This is a genomic window from Rahnella laticis (assembly GCF_015644585.1).
GTDB classification, from domain to species: Bacteria; Pseudomonadota; Gammaproteobacteria; order Enterobacterales; family Enterobacteriaceae; genus Rahnella; species Rahnella laticis.
The window spans coordinates 263,451-282,010 of the sequence record NZ_JADOBI010000002.1 but is presented as its reverse complement, the minus strand read 5'-3'; the positions used below and the strand labels follow the sequence as shown (position 1 = coordinate 282,010).

Annotated in this window: 16 protein-coding genes; 13 read left to right on the top strand and 3 right to left on the bottom strand. The window is 52.5% G+C overall.

The genetic code is table 11. The features are described 5' to 3' along the window. Positions 1-154: 154 nt before the first annotated feature. Together IV433_RS04605 and IV433_RS04600 are read left to right on the top strand one after the other, a co-directional pair. Positions 155-2,527, top strand: coding sequence for a TonB-dependent receptor domain-containing protein (locus IV433_RS04605; RefSeq protein ID WP_370530245.1), 2,373 nt, complete (start codon positions 155-157; stop codon positions 2,525-2,527). Positions 2,528-2,761: 234 nt separating this feature from the next. Continuing rightward, a complete protein-coding gene (locus tag IV433_RS04600) occupies positions 2,762-3,748 on the top strand; it encodes an aldo/keto reductase (RefSeq protein ID WP_195813209.1) in 987 nt (328 codons plus the stop codon). 14 nt (positions 3,749-3,762) lie between these two features. Here the strand turns inward: IV433_RS04600 and IV433_RS04595 are convergent, their stop codons facing one another. After that, positions 3,763-4,518, bottom strand: a complete 756-nt coding sequence (locus IV433_RS04595) for a substrate binding domain-containing protein (RefSeq protein WP_229893208.1) — start codon at positions 4,516-4,518, stop codon at positions 3,763-3,765. Next, positions 4,511-4,669 (bottom strand): helix-turn-helix domain-containing protein, encoded by a 159-nt coding sequence (locus IV433_RS26120; protein ID WP_229893207.1) that lies wholly within the window; start codon positions 4,667-4,669, stop codon positions 4,511-4,513. Before IV433_RS26120 ends, IV433_RS04595 begins: the two co-directional genes overlap by 8 nt. Before the next feature lie 132 nt (positions 4,670-4,801). Here IV433_RS26120 and IV433_RS04590 point away from each other — a divergent pair, with 132 nt between their 5' ends. From IV433_RS04590 to IV433_RS04580, 3 genes are all read left to right on the top strand, one after another. Further along, positions 4,802-5,629, top strand: coding sequence for an SDR family oxidoreductase (locus IV433_RS04590; protein WP_195813208.1), 828 nt, complete (start codon positions 4,802-4,804; stop codon positions 5,627-5,629). A 147-nt stretch (positions 5,630-5,776) separates the two neighbouring features. After that, complete coding sequence (gene dctP / locus IV433_RS04585) at positions 5,777-6,814, top strand: TRAP transporter substrate-binding protein DctP (protein ID WP_195813207.1); 1,038 nt, start codon at positions 5,777-5,779, stop codon at positions 6,812-6,814. Between the two features lie 238 nt (positions 6,815-7,052). Next, positions 7,053-7,712 carry a hypothetical protein gene (locus IV433_RS04580; protein WP_195813206.1) on the top strand — a complete coding sequence of 220 codons (660 nt, stop codon included), beginning with the start codon at positions 7,053-7,055 and terminating at the stop codon, positions 7,710-7,712. Between the two features lie 191 nt (positions 7,713-7,903). On the opposite strand, the gene IV433_RS04575 is transcribed toward IV433_RS04580, so the two are convergent. Continuing rightward, a complete protein-coding gene (locus IV433_RS04575) occupies positions 7,904-8,827 on the bottom strand; it encodes a hypothetical protein (RefSeq protein WP_195813205.1) in 924 nt (307 codons plus the stop codon). A 515-nt stretch (positions 8,828-9,342) separates the two neighbouring features. Here IV433_RS04575 and IV433_RS04570 point away from each other — a divergent pair. The 8 genes from IV433_RS04570 to IV433_RS04535 all read left to right on the top strand — a co-directional run bounded on the left by IV433_RS04570 (position 9,343) and on the right by IV433_RS04535 (position 18,556). Next, entirely contained in the window at positions 9,343-10,005 is a 663-nt protein-coding gene (locus tag IV433_RS04570) for a DUF3313 domain-containing protein (protein ID WP_195813204.1), read from the top strand. 25 nt (positions 10,006-10,030) lie between these two features. Further along, a complete protein-coding gene (locus IV433_RS04565) occupies positions 10,031-10,648 on the top strand; it encodes a paraquat-inducible protein A (RefSeq protein ID WP_195813203.1) in 618 nt (205 codons plus the stop codon). After that, positions 10,612-11,265, top strand: a complete 654-nt coding sequence (locus IV433_RS04560) for a paraquat-inducible protein A (protein ID WP_195813202.1) — start codon at positions 10,612-10,614, stop codon at positions 11,263-11,265. Before IV433_RS04565 ends, IV433_RS04560 begins: the two co-directional genes overlap by 37 nt. Further along, complete coding sequence (locus IV433_RS04555) at positions 11,258-12,856, top strand: PqiB family protein (RefSeq protein WP_195813201.1); 1,599 nt, start codon at positions 11,258-11,260, stop codon at positions 12,854-12,856. The genes IV433_RS04560 and IV433_RS04555 overlap by 8 nt, the downstream gene beginning before the upstream one ends. Continuing rightward, positions 12,853-13,434 carry a PqiC family protein gene (locus IV433_RS04550; protein WP_195813200.1) on the top strand — a complete coding sequence of 194 codons (582 nt, stop codon included), beginning with the start codon at positions 12,853-12,855 and terminating at the stop codon, positions 13,432-13,434. Before IV433_RS04555 ends, IV433_RS04550 begins: the two co-directional genes overlap by 4 nt. 264 nt (positions 13,435-13,698) lie before the next feature. After that, positions 13,699-14,190, top strand: a complete 492-nt coding sequence (locus IV433_RS04545; RefSeq protein ID WP_195813199.1) for a PadR family transcriptional regulator — start codon at positions 13,699-13,701, stop codon at positions 14,188-14,190. A 113-nt stretch (positions 14,191-14,303) separates the two neighbouring features. Beyond that, the gene (locus IV433_RS04540; protein WP_195813198.1) at positions 14,304-15,446 is read left to right on the top strand and encodes an efflux RND transporter periplasmic adaptor subunit; all 1,143 of its coding nucleotides are present in this window, start codon (positions 14,304-14,306) and stop codon (positions 15,444-15,446) included. Continuing rightward, positions 15,446-18,556: an efflux RND transporter permease subunit gene (locus IV433_RS04535; RefSeq protein WP_195813197.1), complete on the top strand. Its 3,111-nt coding sequence runs from the start codon at positions 15,446-15,448 to the stop codon at positions 18,554-18,556. Before IV433_RS04540 ends, IV433_RS04535 begins: the two co-directional genes overlap by 1 nt. Positions 18,557-18,560 lie beyond the last annotated feature (4 nt).

Below are 18,560 nucleotides of genomic sequence, written 5' to 3'. Positions count from 1 at the left end.
CGGCTTTTTCACGGAAGATTAAAGCAGATGACAAGCGCGTCTGAATTTGTCGAAAGGCAGTAAATGCGAGCAGAACTTAAAAAAATTAGTGCAGGACTAAAAACAAATGTTCAAATCCTTTACACAGCAGGGTTTGGTGAAAAACGTCATTTTCATGGGGACGATTCTCACCACCACCTTTAACGTAAACGCAGCGGAAGCCGTTAAAGACAACACCGATCTGGCACAGAACAAAGCGCAATCTACAGAAACCATCAAAAAGAAACCGGTGGTGCGCAGTGCGAAGGATCTGGCACAGAACAATGAAGAAGTGATGACCGTCACCGAGACCCTGCCGGATAAAACGCCGGGCTCAAAAACCACCATCACTGCGGCAGAAATGCAAAAACGTGGCGGTAACGATTTCGGTACCATCATGCGTTATGAGCCACTGATCACCGCGACCGGCTCAAGTGGCGGTTCCGGCAACGGCAAAAGCGGCTTCGACCGCAGCGGTTACACCGGCTATAACATTCGTGGTCTGGAAAGCAACCGCGTCAGCATCGATGTTGACGGCATCCCACAGCCAAGTGCTACCGGCCGCAGCTACGCCAGCCGCGCGGGTTTAGGCACATCCGGCATCGGCCGTGATTACATCGACCCGTATATTTACGGCCAGGTGGATATCGAATCCGGCGCAACGTCAGCCGAACGCGCCAACACTTCCATCGGCGGTGCCGTTTCCTTCCTGCCAAAAACCGCAGACGATTACCTGCGTCCGGGCAAAGAAACCTATTTCGGTTACCAGTCTGATTATGATTCTTCGGACCGTTCATGGCACAACGGCATTACTGCCGCTGCCGGTGACGAAACCCTGCGTGGCCTTGTGGCGATCAGCCGCCGCGACGGTCAGGAAACCAGCAACAACAGCGGGACGCACGACGCTTATCCGGCGAACTGGCACTCTAACGCCATCATGACGTCCGGTATCTGGCAGCCAAACGACGAACATAAATTCACCGGCACGCTCGATTACTACGAGAAAATCAATCACACCCATTACGACGCGTGGAACAGCGCTGGCAGCTCCATTCTGGGTACCGCGCAGCAGCAAAGTAACACCCGCCGCTGGGGCGCAAGCCTGAAAGACGAATGGACACCGTTCAACGATTTCGCTGACGCCGTGGTCTCCAAAGTCTATTACCAGTACACCCAGGCGCACGACAACACGTACATGCCGAACGCCAGCAAAGAGATGATGAACGTCTATTCCGACTACGACGTCAGCACCTATGGCGCGGAAACCAGCTGGCTCAAAACGCTGGGTCGCCACGAGCTGAGTGCCGGGATCAACGGTCGCATCTCTAACACTGAACGTCCGTTCCGCGAAAGCCCGGATCAGAGTGTTTACACCACCATCATGCAGCCGGAAGCCAACAGCCGTTCTTACGTTCTCGGCGGTTTCCTGCAAGACACCATGAAGTTTGACCTCGACGGCCATAACTTCGGCATCGTGCCTGCGGTGCGTGTGGCTTACCAGAATACGAAAGCGACAGACCTGTCCGATTTGTCTAACAGCACCGTGTCTGAAAGCCAGGTTTCTACTCTGTACGGTAAAGCCAACTCCGATACGCAGGTTCTGCCATCACTGGCATTCACGTATGACATCACGCCTAAGCTGATGACTTACCTGCAATACCGTCGTGGCGCGCAGTTCCCGGATGCCAGCCAGCTTTACGGTTCCTGGAACCTCGGCTCTTCTTATGCCGCTTCTCAGCAATATGCGCTGATCGGTAACACCAATCTGAAAACCGAAACCAGCAACAACTTCGAATGGGGCATGAAAGGTGAAGCGACCGAAGGCGTGACCTTCAAAACGGCCGTGTTCTACAACACGTACAAAAACTTTATCGCCAATACCCGTTACACCCGCTCGGCTAACCCGGGCATGTTCACCAACGTGCCTTCCAATATTTATACGATTTATCAGGCCGAAAACCGCGATGAAGCGTTTATCTACGGTGGCGATCTGAGCACCAAAATCAACTACGGTACGTGGTTCAGCAGCGTTGACGGTCTGAGCACCAGCTTCGCACTGGGTTACGCCAAGGGTGAATCTAAATCCAGCTACGCGGGCGACAAATACGTTGATATCGACAGCGTTCCGCCAATGAAATTTGTAGCCGGTGTGGCATGGGATGATCCGTCAGGCATCTACGGCACGGCGCTGACCGCAACCTTCGTGAAGGGTAAAAAAGCCGAAGCGACCAACCGTCAGAGCTACACCAACGCCGGTACACCGATCACGGATTCCACCACGGAATACATGAATGTTCCTGGCTACGGTTTGCTTGATGCAACTGCGTACTGGAAAGTGGCGAAAAACGTAAAACTCAGCGGCGGCGTGTATAACATCACCGACCGTAAGTACTGGGATTACCTGAGCAGCCGCAACCTGACTGAAACCACCAATCAGGATGCATACAATAAAGCGCTGGCCGTGATGCCAGGCCGCAGCTTCCAGCTGGGCGTGAATGTCGATTTCTAAGCGATAATTCATCATCCGAAAACCCTGAGCGCTATGTGAAAACATGGCGCTTTTTTTATGCATTCTGCTTTTGTGATCCCGGCGTAATCGCTATTTCCACCGGTGTTTAATAACGCGAATAATTCCTGATTTGTGAATACTAAAATCAAAATAAATCCACATACAGACACAATCATCCCTCTTACACTGCATCCTTGTTTTGCTTCTGCCATAAATAACCGTAAGGAAAAGAAGATGAAATACCGTCAGTTGGGTCGCAGTGGATTGACCGTTTCCGCCCTCGGTATGGGTGCGATGAATCTAAGCTATGGCACCGGACGCGCTGTGGATGATGCGACCGGCATCAATGTTCTTCATGCAGCAGTCGATCGTGGCATCACGCTGTTCGATACCGCACAAGCCTACGGACCCTATACCAATGAAAAACTGGTGGGGAAAGCGCTTAAGCCATACCGGGATAAAGTGGTCATTGCGACCAAGTTTGGATTCAAACTGGAAAACGGTGCAATCACCGGGCTGGACAGCCGTCCGGAGAACATCCGTGCGGTGGCCGAGGCTTCCCTGAAAAGCCTGAAAACTGACGTTATTGATCTGTTCTATCAGCATCGCGTTGACCCGGCGGTACCTGTTGAAGACGTGGCGGGTACGCTAAAGGATCTGATTCAGGAAGGCAAAATCCGCCACTACGGTCTGTCCGAAGCGGGCACAGAAACCCTGCGGCGTGCACATGCAGTTCATCCGGTGACGGCAGTTCAAAACCAGTATTCATTGTGGGCGCGTGAGCCGGAAGCGCATGTCCTGCCGGTTTGTGAAGAACTGGGGATTGGTTTTGTGCCCTGGGCGCCGCTGGGAACGGGATTTTTGACGGGCACCATTGATACGCACACCACATTCGACAGGGCGACGGATCTGCGGGCGAATTTCCCGCGTTTTACGCCTGAAGCTATTCAGGCAAATATGCCGCTAATCGACATGCTCCGGGACATGGCGGCAGGCAAAAATGCCACACCGGTGCAAATCGCGCTGGCCTGGTTACTGGCCCGGAAACAGTGGATCGTCCCTATCCCCGGCATGGATAAGGTGACCTATATTGAAGACAACCTGAAATCCATCGACCTGATACTGAGTCCTCAGGATTTATCAGAAATGGAGGCAACGCTGTCCGGCATTCAAATCCAGGGCGGACGTCTGGATGATGCCTTGTTGTCTTTATCCGAATAACCCAAAGCTCGCGGCTAACCGCTGAAAAGGTCTTTGAGGATCTGATTCAGCAGATCAAACACCAGACGAACTCTCGCCGGTAACAGGGGCTGATGCGGCCGGAAAATATAAAGCTGCCACGGCTGATAGTTTAATTCCGGCAGGATGTTAACCAGTTCTCCCCGCTGCACAAAGGGGCGCACTGAAATATCCGCCAGCTGGCTAAACGTTCTGCCAGCCAGCGCTGCCGATAGCTCACTGCCAATATCGGCGGCAATAAATGAGGGTTGCGCAGGAAAAAAACTGCTGCCGTCGGCAAATTGCCAGGGCCATACCCGTCCGGAATTGCTGTTATTCAGGGCACTGAGCGGGTAATTAAATTGCAGATCACGCAAAGACTCCGGCATTCCTGTACGGGCGATAAGTTCGGGTGATGCCACAATATTGACACCCACCGGGCGAATGCTTTTTACAATGAAACGGTTGTCCGGCACCGTGCCAATCCGGATACCGATATCGACCTGTTCATCGATGATATTCAGGTGCATATCCGTGGGAAGCCACTCAATGTTGAGATGTGGGTAATCCAGCAACTGCCGCAATAAGCGACGTAAAATTTCCTGATTCTCAAACAGGGGCGGAAGCGTAATGCGAACACTGCCTGACAGGTCCTGCAACTTCTGGCTTTTGTGTTCGGAAAAAAGATTTTCACTTTCCGCCAGCAACATCCCGGCCTTTGGCCAAAACTGCTGCCCGAAAGGCGTCAGTTTCATCTGACGTGTGTTACGCAAAAAGCAGCATTTCGCCTAACTGCTTTTCGAGCTCAGCAATGCCACGGGTAACCAGTTGCGGAGCAATGCCTAACCGGACGGCAGTTTCCCTGAATTTCAGGGTTTCGGCGGCAGTACAAAATATTCTCAGCGCATCAAGTTTATCCAGCATCAGGGTTCTCGTCAGTGCGAACAGGAACATGATTATACAATAAATGGGAATTCTGAATGCACAGACAATTCATATACCAGACATAGTCAAAACAAGATAATGGTCACCATTGAAATGGCTAAGAGGCAGCAAATGAAAGAGATCATGGTTGTGACAGGAAGTGGTTCTATTGCACAGGCAGTTGCGCGCAGGGTGAGCGTCGGCAAGCATATATTACTGGCTGACATTAAACCTGAAATTGCCGAAGCGGCCGCGGCTGTCTTATCACGGGCAGGATTCGACGTCAGTACTGCGTATGTTGATACCCGTTCACGCCAGTCCATTCAGGATCTAGTCAAACAAGCCTGCACGCTGGGCGAGGTAAAAGGCGTGATTCATACCGCCGGGCTATCTCCTTCACAGGCGAAAGCGCAGGACATCATCCATGTCGATTTATACGGCACAGCGGTTCTGTTCGAAGAGTTTGGGAAAGTGATTGCGAAAGGGGGTTCAGCCGTCGTCATCGGTTCACAATCCAGCCATCGTCTTGATGTGGATGCGATTTCTCAAAAAGATGCCGATCTTCTGGCCACGCTGCCGCCGGAAGCTTTACTGGCGTTACCTTTCATTAAAACCATTGATGACAGCCTGTACGCCTACCAGATTTCAAAACGTGGCAATGCATTACGCGTGATGGCCGAAGCCGTCAGATGGGGAAAACGCGGTGCCCGGATCAACTGCATCAGCGCCGGTATTGTCTACACTCCGCTGGCTTATGATGAGCTCAACAGTGCAGAACGCGGTGCGTTTTACCAGAATATGCTGGCCAAATCACCGGCTGGCCGCGGGGGTACGCCGGATGAGATCGGCGCACTGGCCGAATTCCTGTTTGGTCCCAATGGAACCTACGTCAGCGGGAGCGATATTCTGATCGACGGCGGCGTTACTGCGTCCTATAAATACGGCGATTTAAAAGCCTGATATAACATTAAATAATCTGCGGCATTGATAAACCGTGGATTATTACCACACCGCGCACGGTTTTCCTGAATAAGTTGTTTCGACGCACGTTCACATCGGGCATCAGTAAGTAAACTCATATTTTTGCCATCCGATATGTGAGATTACATGGAATTAATCAGAAAACCGCTCGCGCTGGTGCTCGCCCTGTTACTGTCATCCGTCTGCGTAAACGCCACCCCCCTGCTGAACTACACCGATCATGAACCGCTGGGCGGTACGCGCACCCGCTTCATCAATGACGTTTTCTTCCCGGCGATTGAAAAAGAATCACAGGGTCGCCTGAAAATTAACGCGCACTGGGGCAGTGAACGGGCGACCGGTTATAACGCGCTGAGCGTAATCAGTGAGGGTTCAGCAGCGGATATGGGCACCGTTGTGCCGGAATACGCGGCCAGGGACCTGCCGCTGCATCAGATTTTTAAAAGCTTTCCCGCCGGGCCGACCGGTGACAAACAGATCGCATTCTTCCGCCGCGTTTACGCCGAAATCCCGGCTTTTCCCGCCGAGTTACATCACAAAAACGTCGTGAACATTTTCTTCGGTACCGGTTATCCGGTGGCGTTTTTCAGCACACATCCGCTGAAAAACCTGCAAGATATCCGGGGCACAACGTGGCGTTCGGCGAGTTTCTGGCATCAGGATTTCCTGCGAAATGCGGGCGCGAAGCCGGTCACGATGCCGTGGGGGCCAGAAACGGTGAAAGCGTTTCAAACCGGCGCGCTGGACGGCATTATGGTCAACGTGGACAGCGGTTATGATCTGAAAATTCAGAAAATGGCTCCGGAGATTTTAGTCTCGCGCGAGCTGTGGCTCGGCCACGTTTATCTGCTGGTGATGAATGAAAAAGTCTGGAACGGGCTGGCGAAAGCCGATCAGGATGCCATTCACCGCGCCGCAGAAACTGCCTACAAAACTGCCGGTCAGGCGATGGACAACGGCTATTTAAACCAGCTGGATGCGCTGCGCAAAGACGGCGCAAACGTCCGTGAACTTCAGCACAGCGAAGTGGAACACTGGCAAACGGTGAGCCGGTATCCGGAGATTCAGGCCGCGTGGGCAAAAGAGCAAACCGCAGCAGGCGTGACACAGGCGGCTCCGGTGCTGGAAAAAGTCCGCGCAATTTTGGCGGATGAGATGAGGTAAATCCCGGGACAATATTCGGACAAAACATAATGCTTCAGTCTGAATAATTGCACTCATACGCCACCGAAGCCCACTACCATGGGTAGTTATTTGTAGTCTCGGAAATAATGAGTTGATAGTCAGACATCCCATTAACCCAATCTATTTAATATAAGCAACGAAATTATTTCATATTAAATTGTTACTTTACTCTCGCTACTTACTTTATAGCAGCAAATTTAAATCAAGGAACAGACTGATGGACGCCCTCTCTAACATCCCCTCAATTTTTATCGAGAAGTATTATGCAACAGCTTTTATAGCTTATACCTGTTTAGCCATCATGTTTCTTGCGACGATGGTAAAGTTAGGCATTACGCCTAAGAATTTTCTTGAGTTCAAAGATTACATGTCGCGCAGAAGAATAGATGCGTTAAGAAAGTATCTCTCAGACAGCACTTGCGACAATGAAAAAATAATTATAGATAGAGAAATTGACAGGCTAAGAAAGTATCAGTTAACTGGTATCTCTTCGGAGATGATTCAAGAAGCTACAACATTGATTTTATTAAAAAATAAGTTGCCCATGAATTTTTTCAAGTTAGCTAATTCCTACATTTCCGTAAATGAAAATGGCAGAATTACTGCTAAACTTTCAACAATAGATAAGATCTTTAGATGGTTTTTCAGAATAATTGGCTTGGTTTCTTTATTGTTTGGGATTTATATCATCGCCTTTCCTTTGATACTCTCTATGCCACCTATTAAGATAGTTCCTCTTATGATTTCAGGTTTGTTAATAACCTTCTATGGGATATTCTTTTCACAATTAATACCATCTGAAAAGGTAATTTCAAAAATAAATAATGAAATTAATAGTTATTATGACAATTCAACACCAACTAAGAAATATGAATAACCCTGACTTGACCATGTTTATCTGTTGATAATTAATCAGCAGACATCGAAAAGTCCGTACAATATTGGCTGATAAGATAAAGTAGAATCCGTTCCGACAAACCAGGACGGATTCTGAGATAATTTTGAGCAATGCGTGAATGTTTATTCAGAAAACTCTCTTTGGTTCGAACTTTCTAAGATTAACGGAAACTATGCTTTTAAGAACTCGACTTCATACTTATAAGAAATAATTTCTTCTTCAACACTTTCAATTTTAAGCTCTGCGTTCGCTGATACAATATGCGACTGTAACTTAGCCTTAGCCGAGACATCTGCAGAGAAAACAGATCTTGAAGTCATCTCAACAGCAGCTTTGATACATCCACCAATTTCTCGTGCGACAATCAATGAACCCCACTGTGGTTGGAATGGTAGCCATGAATACTCTTTTCTATTTAATTGGTCTCCTGTTTTCCATTTCTTACCCACCAATTCAAAAAGCCTTACTTCATCATTATAATCCTGTTGATTTAAGCGATTATTAATACCGCCTTCAACTGTAACGGGAACTGTCCCAGAAAGTTCCATTACTGATTCAACGTGTGAAAATCTGTTACTATTCTTATTATTTTCTTTTATGATTTTTATTTTTGTAGCACCAAGGTTTATTAATATATCTAAAAGCTCCGCTTCTCTTTCCTGAAGTAATAATTCTTCATAGTAGTCATCAGGTATATAAAGTCGCTCTTTATCAGAATTTATTTTCTCAAGAGGATGTAGTCTGTAAAAAAGGCCAACAATAGGGTGCCCTGGTGGGAATCTAAGTTTTCTCCCTTTGGTCTCATCAATCGTCAATGAATACTTATTTAATGCAGCATCGAGAATTTTGGCATCTTCTTTCGTTATTTTTACATCGTTGTTTTCTTTGTTTGAAAATAAATTCAATACCATAGGGCTCACAGTTGCAGCAAACCCAATCAACTTAATTGGTAGGTAGTTTATCGTAAGTGCTGCCGCTCCGGCTTTAAAAAGTAGATCTGCATAGGATATCTCCTTCCCTTTATTCTTATTTTGAGTATTTGAGACGTACGCTTCTAGATCATATTTCTTTTCAGTGATATATATCTTTTCCATCAACTCACCCCGTTAGCATATGTTTGAAAACAGTAAATTACCCCACCTATTTGACTGAAAGCAATACAGATTAAAAAAAGTTTTCTCTTTATGTTTGAAAGTGGCAGACTTATTAGAGATTAGCGATTAGAACTAAAGTTTCTTGCATTCATGTCGATAACCATCAGATTTAGCTTTTGCAGACCCTTAACGGGTTCCTGTCGTATATTAATGCTGTTGTAACCTAAAATACAAATGAACCTAAAATGTTGAAATCTAATTTGGCATGAAACTGGTCGTATTGCGTGCTCATTCTTCAGCGAATGAAGATATTCGTCCATGCAAATTTTGAGCATCTTGTTAAGTTGCCTGATCTGATTAGCACAGCACGCACTATGTCCCCTTTCATAACTGAACCCACCTGTACATTTTCTTGACAGGAGAATTGTCTTACTTCATAAATGTACCGTACTGTACGGTTTAATGAAAAAGTAAACCGACATCCCGCTGCATTTTTTCATAAGAAGGTAAGACGTATGTCTGCGTTAACAAACAGCTATCCGCTGGCAGCTTTGATTTCTTTAGGTTTATTAACGGGGTGCGCGAGTACCCAGCCTGTGCCCTACACCGGGGTCACTTCTTCTTCCCAGATGAAACCTGACACGCAGGATGAATCCGGGCATATCGCTTTCAGCTACAACACGCCGGTCGACTGGAATAAATATTCCCGCGCCATTGTGGATCCGGTGGTGATTTATCAGGGAACGGATGCCCAGTTTGATGACGTTTCTCCTGAACAAAAACAACAACTGGCGGCGCATATGCAGCAGGTCTTCGGCAAAAGCGTGGCGGAGCGGTTCCCGCTGACCAACGCCATCACGCCGGGCACCTTGCGCATTCGTCTGACGCTGACCGGCGCGGAAACCAGTACGCCGTTTGTCGGCACGTTCACACGCTTTGACCTGATGGGCGGGCCGTACAACATCGTGCAGTCAATCCGCGGCAAACAGGGGTCGTTTACCGGCTCGGTGAGTTATGCGGTGGAAATCTACGATGCGCCGACCAATCAGTTGCTCAAATCCTATATTTCCCGCCAGTACCCGAACTCGCTGAACATCGGGGCGACTTTTGGCGCGCTGAGCGCGGCAGAAACCGGGCTGGAGAAAGGCGCGGATCAGTTGCAGGAACAGCTGAAATAACCGGCTGAATCAGAAAGGGCTCGTGATGAAAATCTATCCGCAGCAAATCATCTGCAAACACTGCGACAGCCTGTATACCCGAAAATCCGTGCGGCCTGGCGAGGCCGCACACTGCCCGCGCTGCCGGGCGGTGTTGTATCGGGGAAGCTGGCTGAGTCTGGAACAATGGTTCGCGCTCACCCTCACGGCGGCACTGTTTTTTATCATCGCCAATGTTTTTCCGGTGCTGGAAATAGGCTTCCACGGCCAGTCGCAGGCGGCCACGCTATGGCAAACCGCGATGGCGCTGGCACACAACTATGCGTCGCCGCTGGCGATCCCGGTGGCGTTGCTGATGATTGTCTGCCCGTGTTTGCAAATTTTGCTGCTCGGCTGGGTGTTATTTCACGCGTGCAGGAAAAAAGCCGCGCCCGGTTTTGCCTCCGCCATGCGTTTGCTCGCCGGGCTGGCACCGTGGAGCATGGCGGAAGTCGCGCTGCTGAGTATCCTGATTGCCGCCATCAAACTCTCCGGCCTGGTTGAAATCACCACCGGCCCCGGTACCTGGGCATTACTCGGATTATGTCTGCTGTTACCGGTGATCAATCATCAGGATTTCCAGCCGTTATGGACACTCAAAACCCTGCGCGGCTACCGCCCGTGATGCCCGTTCAGGCGTTACCGCAGGGGCTCGTCCGCTGCCATGTTTGCGGGCTGGTCTGCGAACATGTCTCCGGCGTTCATCGTTTGCCGTGCCCGCGCTGTCATGCGGCGCTGCACCCGCGCCAGCCGGACAGCCGCAGCCAGTCATGGGCATTTTTGCTGACCGCCCTGCTGTTGTATTTACCCGCCAATTTACTGCCGGTGATGTACAGCTCATTTGCCGGTCACGGCGGTGAAAATACCATTCTGGGCGGCATCGCAGAATTCTGGGCGTCCGGTTCATACGGCGTCGCTACCGTCATTTTTATCGCCAGCGTGGTCGTGCCCTGCGCCAAATTCCTGATCCTCGGCGGGCTGTTGCTTGCCGCCGGAAAAGGCCAGGCCAAAAGCCGCGTTCGCCGCGCCCGGATGTACCGCCTGACGGAATATATCGGTTACTGGTCAATGCTCGACGTCATGGTCGTGGCACTGGTCGCCGCACTGGTGCAGTTCCCCGGTTTCAGCACAGCCGAACCGCGCATCGGCATTGTCTTTTTTGGTGCCGTGGTGATTTTTACCCTGCTGGCCGCCATGAAGTTCGACCCGCGTTTGATTTGGGAAAATAACAAGAATGAGTGAACACGTTTCTCCGGCACCTGAAATCACGCCGCGCCGCTGGCGTCCGTCGCTGGTCTGGCTGGTGCCTGTCGCCGCTGCGGTAATCGGGCTGTTTTTGTTTCTTCAGATGTGGGCCTCCGCCGGACCGGAGATTTCGATCACGTTCCAGACCGCCAGCGGATTACAGGCCGGAAAAACCGAGGTGAAATACAAAGACGTCACCGTCGGTTTGGTGAAATCCATTACATTGAGCCCGGACAGCCAGCGCGTACTCGTGACAGTGTCACTGATGAAGAATGCCGAAAACCTGGCGAAAGCCGATACCCGCTTCTGGGTGGTGCGCCCGCGCGTCGGTATGGGCGGCGTTTCAGGCATCGACACGCTGCTTTCCGGGGCGTATATCAGCCTGGATACCGGCACATCCGGCAAAACCGGTTCGGTTTTTCAGGGGCTTGAATCGCCACCGGCGGTCATCAACGGCATGCCCGGCAGGCAGTTTGAAGTGGTAGCGGGCGACCTCGGTTCGCTGGATATCGGTTCCGCCGTCTATTACCGCCGCGTGCCCGTGGGCCGGGTATCGTCCTACGCGCTGCGCCCGGACGGCAAGGGCGTCAGCCTTAACGTCTTTATCGACGCCCCCTATGACCGTTTCGTCACCTCTGCCACGCGGTTCTGGAATGCCAGCGGGCTGGATTTATCGCTCGATTCCGAAGGATTACAGCTGAAAACGCAGACCATGGCGACGGTTATTGCCGGCGGCATTGCCTTTGCCAATCCACCGGACGCCGCTCCCGCCGCCACACCTTCCCCCGATCACAGCGTTTTTACGCTGGCCGACGATCAGGCGTCCGCCATGGCACCGCAGGATGGCACGCCGCAAATCCTTCAGCTGCGTTTCCAGCAATCGTTACGCGGAATGAAAACCGGCGCGCCGGTGGAATTCTCCAGTGTGAAACTCGGTAAAGTGACTGCCATCGATCTGGATTACGAGCCAGCCGGTTCACGGTTTATTTCGGTGGTAACGATTGAGGTTTACCCGAACCGGCTCGGTCAGGTGCTGGAGAAACTGCCCAAGCCAGAAAAAGATGCCCAGAAACAGGCCGCCGTTTTCCTGCAGGATATGGTCAGGCACGGCCTTCGCGCACAGGCGCGCACCGGGAATTTACTGACTGGCCAGCTGTATATTTCACTCGATTTTATCCCGAACGCCGCGCCGGTTTCTTACGATATCAATGCGCGGCCGCTGCGCATTCCGACGCTGAATGGCGGATTTGATCATCTCCAGGAACAGCTCGCCACGCTCATCGGCAAGGTATCGAAAATGCCCATTGAGTCGATTGGCAATAATCTCAACGCCACGCTGGGCAATCTCAACCAGACGCTGATTCAGGTGAACAGCCAGGTTCTGCCGCAAACCACGCAGACGCTCAGCGCGATGAATCAGACCCTGACCCGCGCCCGGTTATTGCTGGCGGAGGATTCGCCGCTGCTGCAAACGCTGGCTGAATTCCAGCGCACGTTGTATTCGCTGCGCACCCTGACCGGCCTGTTAACGCGTCAGCCGCAGGCGCTGCTGACCGGCAGACAGGATGACAAAAAGGAACAGCCATGAAACTTGCCCGAACCGCTTACGCGGCGCTTACCCTGCTGATTTTAACCGGCTGTGCGTCTTCCGCTCCGCACTATTACACGCTGACCACTGACGCCGGAACCGCCCCCGCGGCTGCCAGCGCCGCGCCTTTTGTCATCCGCGTGAAACCGGTGAACGTGGCGGAGCGGCTCAATCAGCCGCAGCTGATGGTCCATCAGCGCAACGGCGAACTGCTGATGTCGGATAATGCACTCTGGGCCGCGCCGCTGCCCGAGGAAATTCGGGCGGCGCTGACTGCACGGCTTGAACGTTCGCTGAAGACGACGGACATCCGCAGCCTGATGCAACCGGCGGGCAAACCGGTGATCGGTATCCGCGTGTCGGTGGAACAGTTTGACGTCTGGCAAGGTGAGAAAGCGACGATAGCCGCCACCTGGCAGCTGGATCACGCAAATGAAAGCGGGCAACTCACCTGTCAGGCACAACATCAGCGCGCCGTAAACGGCGGCACGCAGGAACAGGTGATGATCCGGCAGAAACTGGTGCAGGACGTCGCGGATGACATCGCTTTTTCCGTGCTTCAGCGCCGTTGCGGCTGACTTTTTCGCAATGCTTACAGTGTAAAACCGGCCTGTGTCACATCTTTTTTCAAAATGTTTTAAATCAATATGTTAGCGATAGTTAAAAGCGTTAAGTTTTGTCAGTGCGGTGAAGGTTGCTGCGAAAATGAGAATTTAAAAACCTTACAAAACAGTAACTTAACCAAAAACTTACACATGACTTTCACTCAAGAACTGTCTTGACCCTAAAACTGCACAAGATATATCTTGAGGCCATCCGGTTCATGGCAGAAGGCAAAACCGATGACAAACTCAGGGCCCACCGCCCGCCGCAAAAGTAAGCTGTTTACGCGTCAGGAACTGACGTTATTTGTGCTGCATCTTATTCAGATCAACCCGGCGCACGGTTATGAAATCATTAAAACCATCGAAGGCTACTCCATGGGCGCGTACATCCCCAGCCCCGGCGTGATTTACCCCATTTTAACGCTGATCGTCGAAGAGGGTTTCGCCACCGCCACCGACATTGAAGGCGGTAAAAAGCAGTTCACCATGACGCCTGACGGTTCGGCATTTCTGGCACTTAAACGAAAAGAAATTCGCGTCATTGAAGAAAAAATGAAAACGCGGGTGATTAAAAACAATCCCCCGCCTGCGCCTGAACTGATTTATGCCATAGAGAATTTAAAAATCACAGTACGGGCTAAATCGTATAACGGAGAAGTAACACCGGAGAAATACGCTCAAATAATTGAATACGTCAATGAGGCGACACGAAAGATCAACGAACTTTAAACTTTCCTGACCTTATTTAATTAAATCCGACGTTATCCCCGCTGCTTTATTTAATAAGCAGTGAAGGATATCCGTTGCCTTTTTTTATTTTGTTATTATTTACGGACACCAAAATGCCATCCAGACTTTTGCCATTATTAATTATCCTGGGGCTGAGCGGCTGTGATAATTCGCAGACCGCTCAGCAATCTGCCCCGCCCGTCGACGTCGGCGTTGTCACGCTAAAAGCACAATCTTTTAATCTGGTCAGCGAATTAACCGGGCGCACCACGGCAACGTTAACCGCCGATGTGCGCCCGCAGGTCGGCGGTATTATTCAGAAACGCTTATTCACCGAAGGCGACACGGTCAAAGCCGGTCAGGCGTTATACCAGATTGACCCGTCATCCTATAAAGCCACCTACGATCAGGCCGCCGCTGCGCTGAAAAGTGCCAAAGCGCTGGTGATTTCCGATTGCCAGAAAGCCAAACGCTACGCCGTGCTGGTGAAGGAACAGGGCGTGTCGCAGCAGGACGCCGAAGACGCGCAGTCAGCCTGTGCGGAAGATCGCGCCAGCGTTGATGAAAAAGCGGCGGCGCTGGAAACGGCAAAAATTAATCTCGACTGGACGCGCGTGACATCGCCGATTGCGGGCCGGATTGGCATTTCATCCGTTACGCCGGGCGCGCTGGTCTCTGCCGCGCAGGACACCGCGCTGGCTACCGTCCGTAATCTCGACGCCATGTATGTGGATCTCACCCGTTCCAGCGCGGATTTACTCAGCCTGCGCAAACGCGCGCTGGCGACTAACAGCGACACCTTAAGCGTAACGCTGACGCTGGAAGACGGTTCGGTATATCCCGAAAAAGGCCGTCTGGAGCTGACCGAAGTGGCCGTCGATGAAGCTACCGGCTCAGTGACACTGCGCGCCGTGTTCCCGAATCCGAAACATGTTTTGCTGCCGGGGATGTTTATCCGCGCTGATGTCGATGAAGGCGTGGTCGAAAACGCGATTCTCGCGCCGCAGCAGGGCATCACCCGCGATGCAAAAGGCGATGCCACCGCACTGGTCGTCACCGCAGAAAAAAAAGTCGAGCAACGTGATGTCGTGACCGGCGACGCCAGCGGCACAAACTGGCTGATCCTCAAAGGCTTACAGGCAGGCGACCGCGTGCTGGTGGAAGGCAGCGATAAAGTCTCAACCGGCGACACCGTCAAACCGGTGGAAGTGAATAACGACGCCACCGCAGCCCAAAGCACAGAAGGAGCCGCCTGATGTTTTCCCGCTTCTTCGTACGTCGCCCGGTTTTTGCCTGGGTGATTTCCATTTTGATCATGATGGCCGGTGTCATGGCGATCCGCACGCTGCCGGTCGCGCAATACCCGGACGTCGCGCCGCCTTCCGTTAAAATCCAGGCGACGTATTCCGGCGCATCCGCAGAAACGCTGGAAAACAGCGTCACGCAGGTCATCGAACAGCAGCTGACCGGCCTGGATAATCTGCTCTATTTCAGCTCCAGCAGCAGTTCTGACGGCTCCGTGGATATCACGGTGACGTTCAAACAGGGCACCAACGCGGATACCGCGCAGGTTCAGGTGCAGAACAAAGTGCAGCAGGCCGAATCGCGCCTGCCGACGGAAGTGCAGACCGCAGGCGTGACCGTCACAAAATCGCAGTCCAACTTCCTTCTGATCATGGCGGTGTATGACAAAACCGACAAAGCCACCAGCTCGGATATCGCCGACTGGCTGGTGAGTAACATGCAGGATCCGCTGGCGCGCGTCAGCGGCGTCGGCAGCTTGCAGGTGTTCGGGGCGGAATATGCCATGCGCATCTGGATGGACCCGACCAAACTGGCGGCTTACGACCTGATGCCGTCTGACGTTCAGACCGCGATTGAAGCGCAAAACGTACAGATTTCTGCCGGTAAAATTGGCGGTTTGCCGTCTTCAAATACTCAGCAACTGACTGCCACCGTGCGTGCGCAGTCGCGCCTGCAAACGCCGGAACAGTTCCGCAATATCATCGTGAAAGGCAATACCGGCGGCGCGATTGTCCGCATCAGCGACGTCGCGCGCGTTGAAATGGGCAGTGAAGATTACACCGCGACCTCCCAGCTGAACGGCCATCCGGCTGCGGGTATGGCAGTCATGTTGTCGCCGGGTGCCAATGCGCTCGACACCGCCACGCTGGTGAAAAATACCATCAGCGAATACCAGCGCAGCATGCCGAAGGGCTATGACATTGCGTATCCGAAAGACAGCACCGAATTCATTAAAGTGTCGGTGCAGGACGTGATTAAAACGCTGGTCGAAGCCATCCTGCTGGTGATCGTGGTGATGTATCTGTTTATGCAGAATCTTCGCGCCACGCTCATTCCTGCGCTGGCGGTGCCGGTGGTGTTACTCGGGACGTTCGGCGTTCTGGCGTTATTCGGCTATTCGATCAACACCCTGACGCTGTTTGCGATGGTGCTCGCGATCGGTTTGCTGGTGGATGACGCCATTGTGGTGGTGGAAAACGTCGAGCGAATCATGCGCGACGAAGGGCTTTCTGCCCGCGATGCCACCGAGAAATCGATGGGTGAAATCTCCGGCGCGCTGGTGGCAATTGCTTTGGTGCTCTCCGCCGTCTTCCTGCCGATGGCCTTTTTCGGCGGCTCAACCGGCGTTATTTACCGCCAGTTCTCGGTCACGATTATCTCCGCGATGGCGCTTTCTGTTGTGGTCGCGCTGACCCTGACTCCCGCGCTGTGCGGCGCTTTCCTGCGCCATAAACCGCAATCGACCACCGGTTTCTTTGGCGGCTTCAACCGCCTGTATTCCCGCACTGAGCATCGCTATGAGAATGGCGTCACGCACGTTCAGCGTCGCCCGGTCGCGATGGTGCTGATATACGGTGCGATGGCGGCGCTGATGGGCTTGCTGATGTGGCAACTGCCGACCAGCTTCCTGCCGTCCGAAGATCAGGGCGAGATTATGGTGCAGTACACCCTGCCGGCGGGCGCAACGGCGAACCGCACCGAAGCGGTGAATTCCCGTGTTACCCAGTGGTTTATGGATAAAGAAAAAGACAATACTAACGTCATTTTCACCATCACCGGCTTTAACTTCAGCGGCAGCGGCCAGAACGCCGGAATGGCCTTCGTCTCCCTTAAAAACTGGGACGACCGCCCCGGCACGGCCAACACCGCGCAGTCTATCGCCGGACGCGCCATGAAAGATCTCGCGGTGATCCGCGATGCAAAAGTCATTGCCATGACACCGCCGTCGGTGGACGGTCTGGGGCAAAGCAACGGCTTCACCTTTGAGCTGATGTCAACCGGCGGCACCAGCCGCGCAGAACTGATGAAACTGCGGACAGAACTGCTGGCAATGGCGGCAAAGAGCCCGGAACTGCAATCGGTCCGCGCCAATGATTTACCGCAGATGCCACAGCTTCAGGTGGATATCGACAACAACAAAGCCGTGGCGCTCGGGTTAACGCTGAGTGACGTCACTGATACGCTGAGCAGCGCGTGGGGCGGAACCTATGTCAATGATTTCATTGACCGTGGCCGCGTAAAAGAAGTGTACATTCAGGGCGACAGCCAGTTCCGTTCCAAACCGGCTGACCTGAACAAATGGTTTGTCCGCAGCAGCGACGGCACCAGCATGACGCCGTTCTCCGCGTTCGCCACCACACACTGGACCTATGGCCCGGAGAGTCTGGCGCGCTACAACGGTTCAACCTCCTATGAGATTCAGGGTGAAAACACCGACGGCTACAGCTCCGGCGCGGCCATGGCAAAAATGGAAGCGCTGGCAGATAAACTCCCGGCCGGTTCCACCTGGGCCTGGAGCGGATTGTCATTGCAGGAAAAGCTGGCCAGCGGGCAGGCGCTGAGCCTTTACGGCATCTCGATTCTGGTGGTGTTTCTGTGTCTCGCCGCGCTGTACGAAAGCTGGTCTGTCCCCTTCTCCGTCATTCTGGTGATCCCGCTCGGTCTGCTTGGGGCATCCCTTGCCGCCGAACTTCGCGGCCTGAATAACGACGTGTATTTCCAGGTCGCGTTGCTGACCACCATCGGGCTCTCGTCGAAAAACGCCATCCTGATCGTTGAATTCGCCGAGGCGGCGCTCAAACAGGGCAGCACGTTAACGGCGGCGGCGCTCTCTGCGGCGCGGACCCGCCTGCGCCCGATTCTGATGACGTCACTGGCCTTTATCGCCGGGGTCATGCCGCTGGCGGTTGCAACCGGTGCGGGGGCTAACAGCCGTATCGCCATTGGTACCGGCATTATCGGCGGCACCGTGACCGCCACATTACTGGCTATTTTCTTTGTTCCGCTGTTCTTCGTTCTGGTGAAAAAAGTCTTCACCGGCCACAAAGACGCGCAGGAGTAAGCAT

Bases quoted from the DNA above. Each gene is read 5' to 3' on its own strand.
- IV433_RS04605 (WP_370530245.1), top strand. From the start codon at position 155: ATGGGGACGATTCTCACCACCACCTTTAACGTAAACGCAGCGGAAGCC.
- IV433_RS04600 (WP_195813209.1), top strand. From the start codon at position 2,762: ATGAAATACCGTCAGTTGGGTCGCAGTGGATTGACCGTTTCCGCCCTC.
- IV433_RS26120 (WP_229893207.1), bottom strand. From the start codon at position 4,669: ATGCTGGATAAACTTGATGCGCTGAGAATATTTTGTACTGCCGCCGAA.
- IV433_RS04590 (WP_195813208.1), top strand. From the start codon at position 4,802: ATGAAAGAGATCATGGTTGTGACAGGAAGTGGTTCTATTGCACAGGCA.
- dctP (WP_195813207.1), top strand. From the start codon at position 5,777: ATGGAATTAATCAGAAAACCGCTCGCGCTGGTGCTCGCCCTGTTACTG.
- IV433_RS04580 (WP_195813206.1), top strand. From the start codon at position 7,053: ATGGACGCCCTCTCTAACATCCCCTCAATTTTTATCGAGAAGTATTAT.
- IV433_RS04575 (WP_195813205.1), bottom strand. From the start codon at position 8,827: ATGGAAAAGATATATATCACTGAAAAGAAATATGATCTAGAAGCGTAC.
- IV433_RS04570 (WP_195813204.1), top strand. From the start codon at position 9,343: ATGTCTGCGTTAACAAACAGCTATCCGCTGGCAGCTTTGATTTCTTTA.
- IV433_RS04565 (WP_195813203.1), top strand. From the start codon at position 10,031: ATGAAAATCTATCCGCAGCAAATCATCTGCAAACACTGCGACAGCCTG.
- IV433_RS04560 (WP_195813202.1), top strand. From the start codon at position 10,612: ATGGACACTCAAAACCCTGCGCGGCTACCGCCCGTGATGCCCGTTCAG.
- IV433_RS04555 (WP_195813201.1), top strand. From the start codon at position 11,258: ATGAGTGAACACGTTTCTCCGGCACCTGAAATCACGCCGCGCCGCTGG.
- IV433_RS04550 (WP_195813200.1), top strand. From the start codon at position 12,853: ATGAAACTTGCCCGAACCGCTTACGCGGCGCTTACCCTGCTGATTTTA.
- IV433_RS04545 (WP_195813199.1), top strand. From the start codon at position 13,699: ATGACAAACTCAGGGCCCACCGCCCGCCGCAAAAGTAAGCTGTTTACG.
- IV433_RS04540 (WP_195813198.1), top strand. From the start codon at position 14,304: ATGCCATCCAGACTTTTGCCATTATTAATTATCCTGGGGCTGAGCGGC.
- IV433_RS04535 (WP_195813197.1), top strand. From the start codon at position 15,446: ATGTTTTCCCGCTTCTTCGTACGTCGCCCGGTTTTTGCCTGGGTGATT.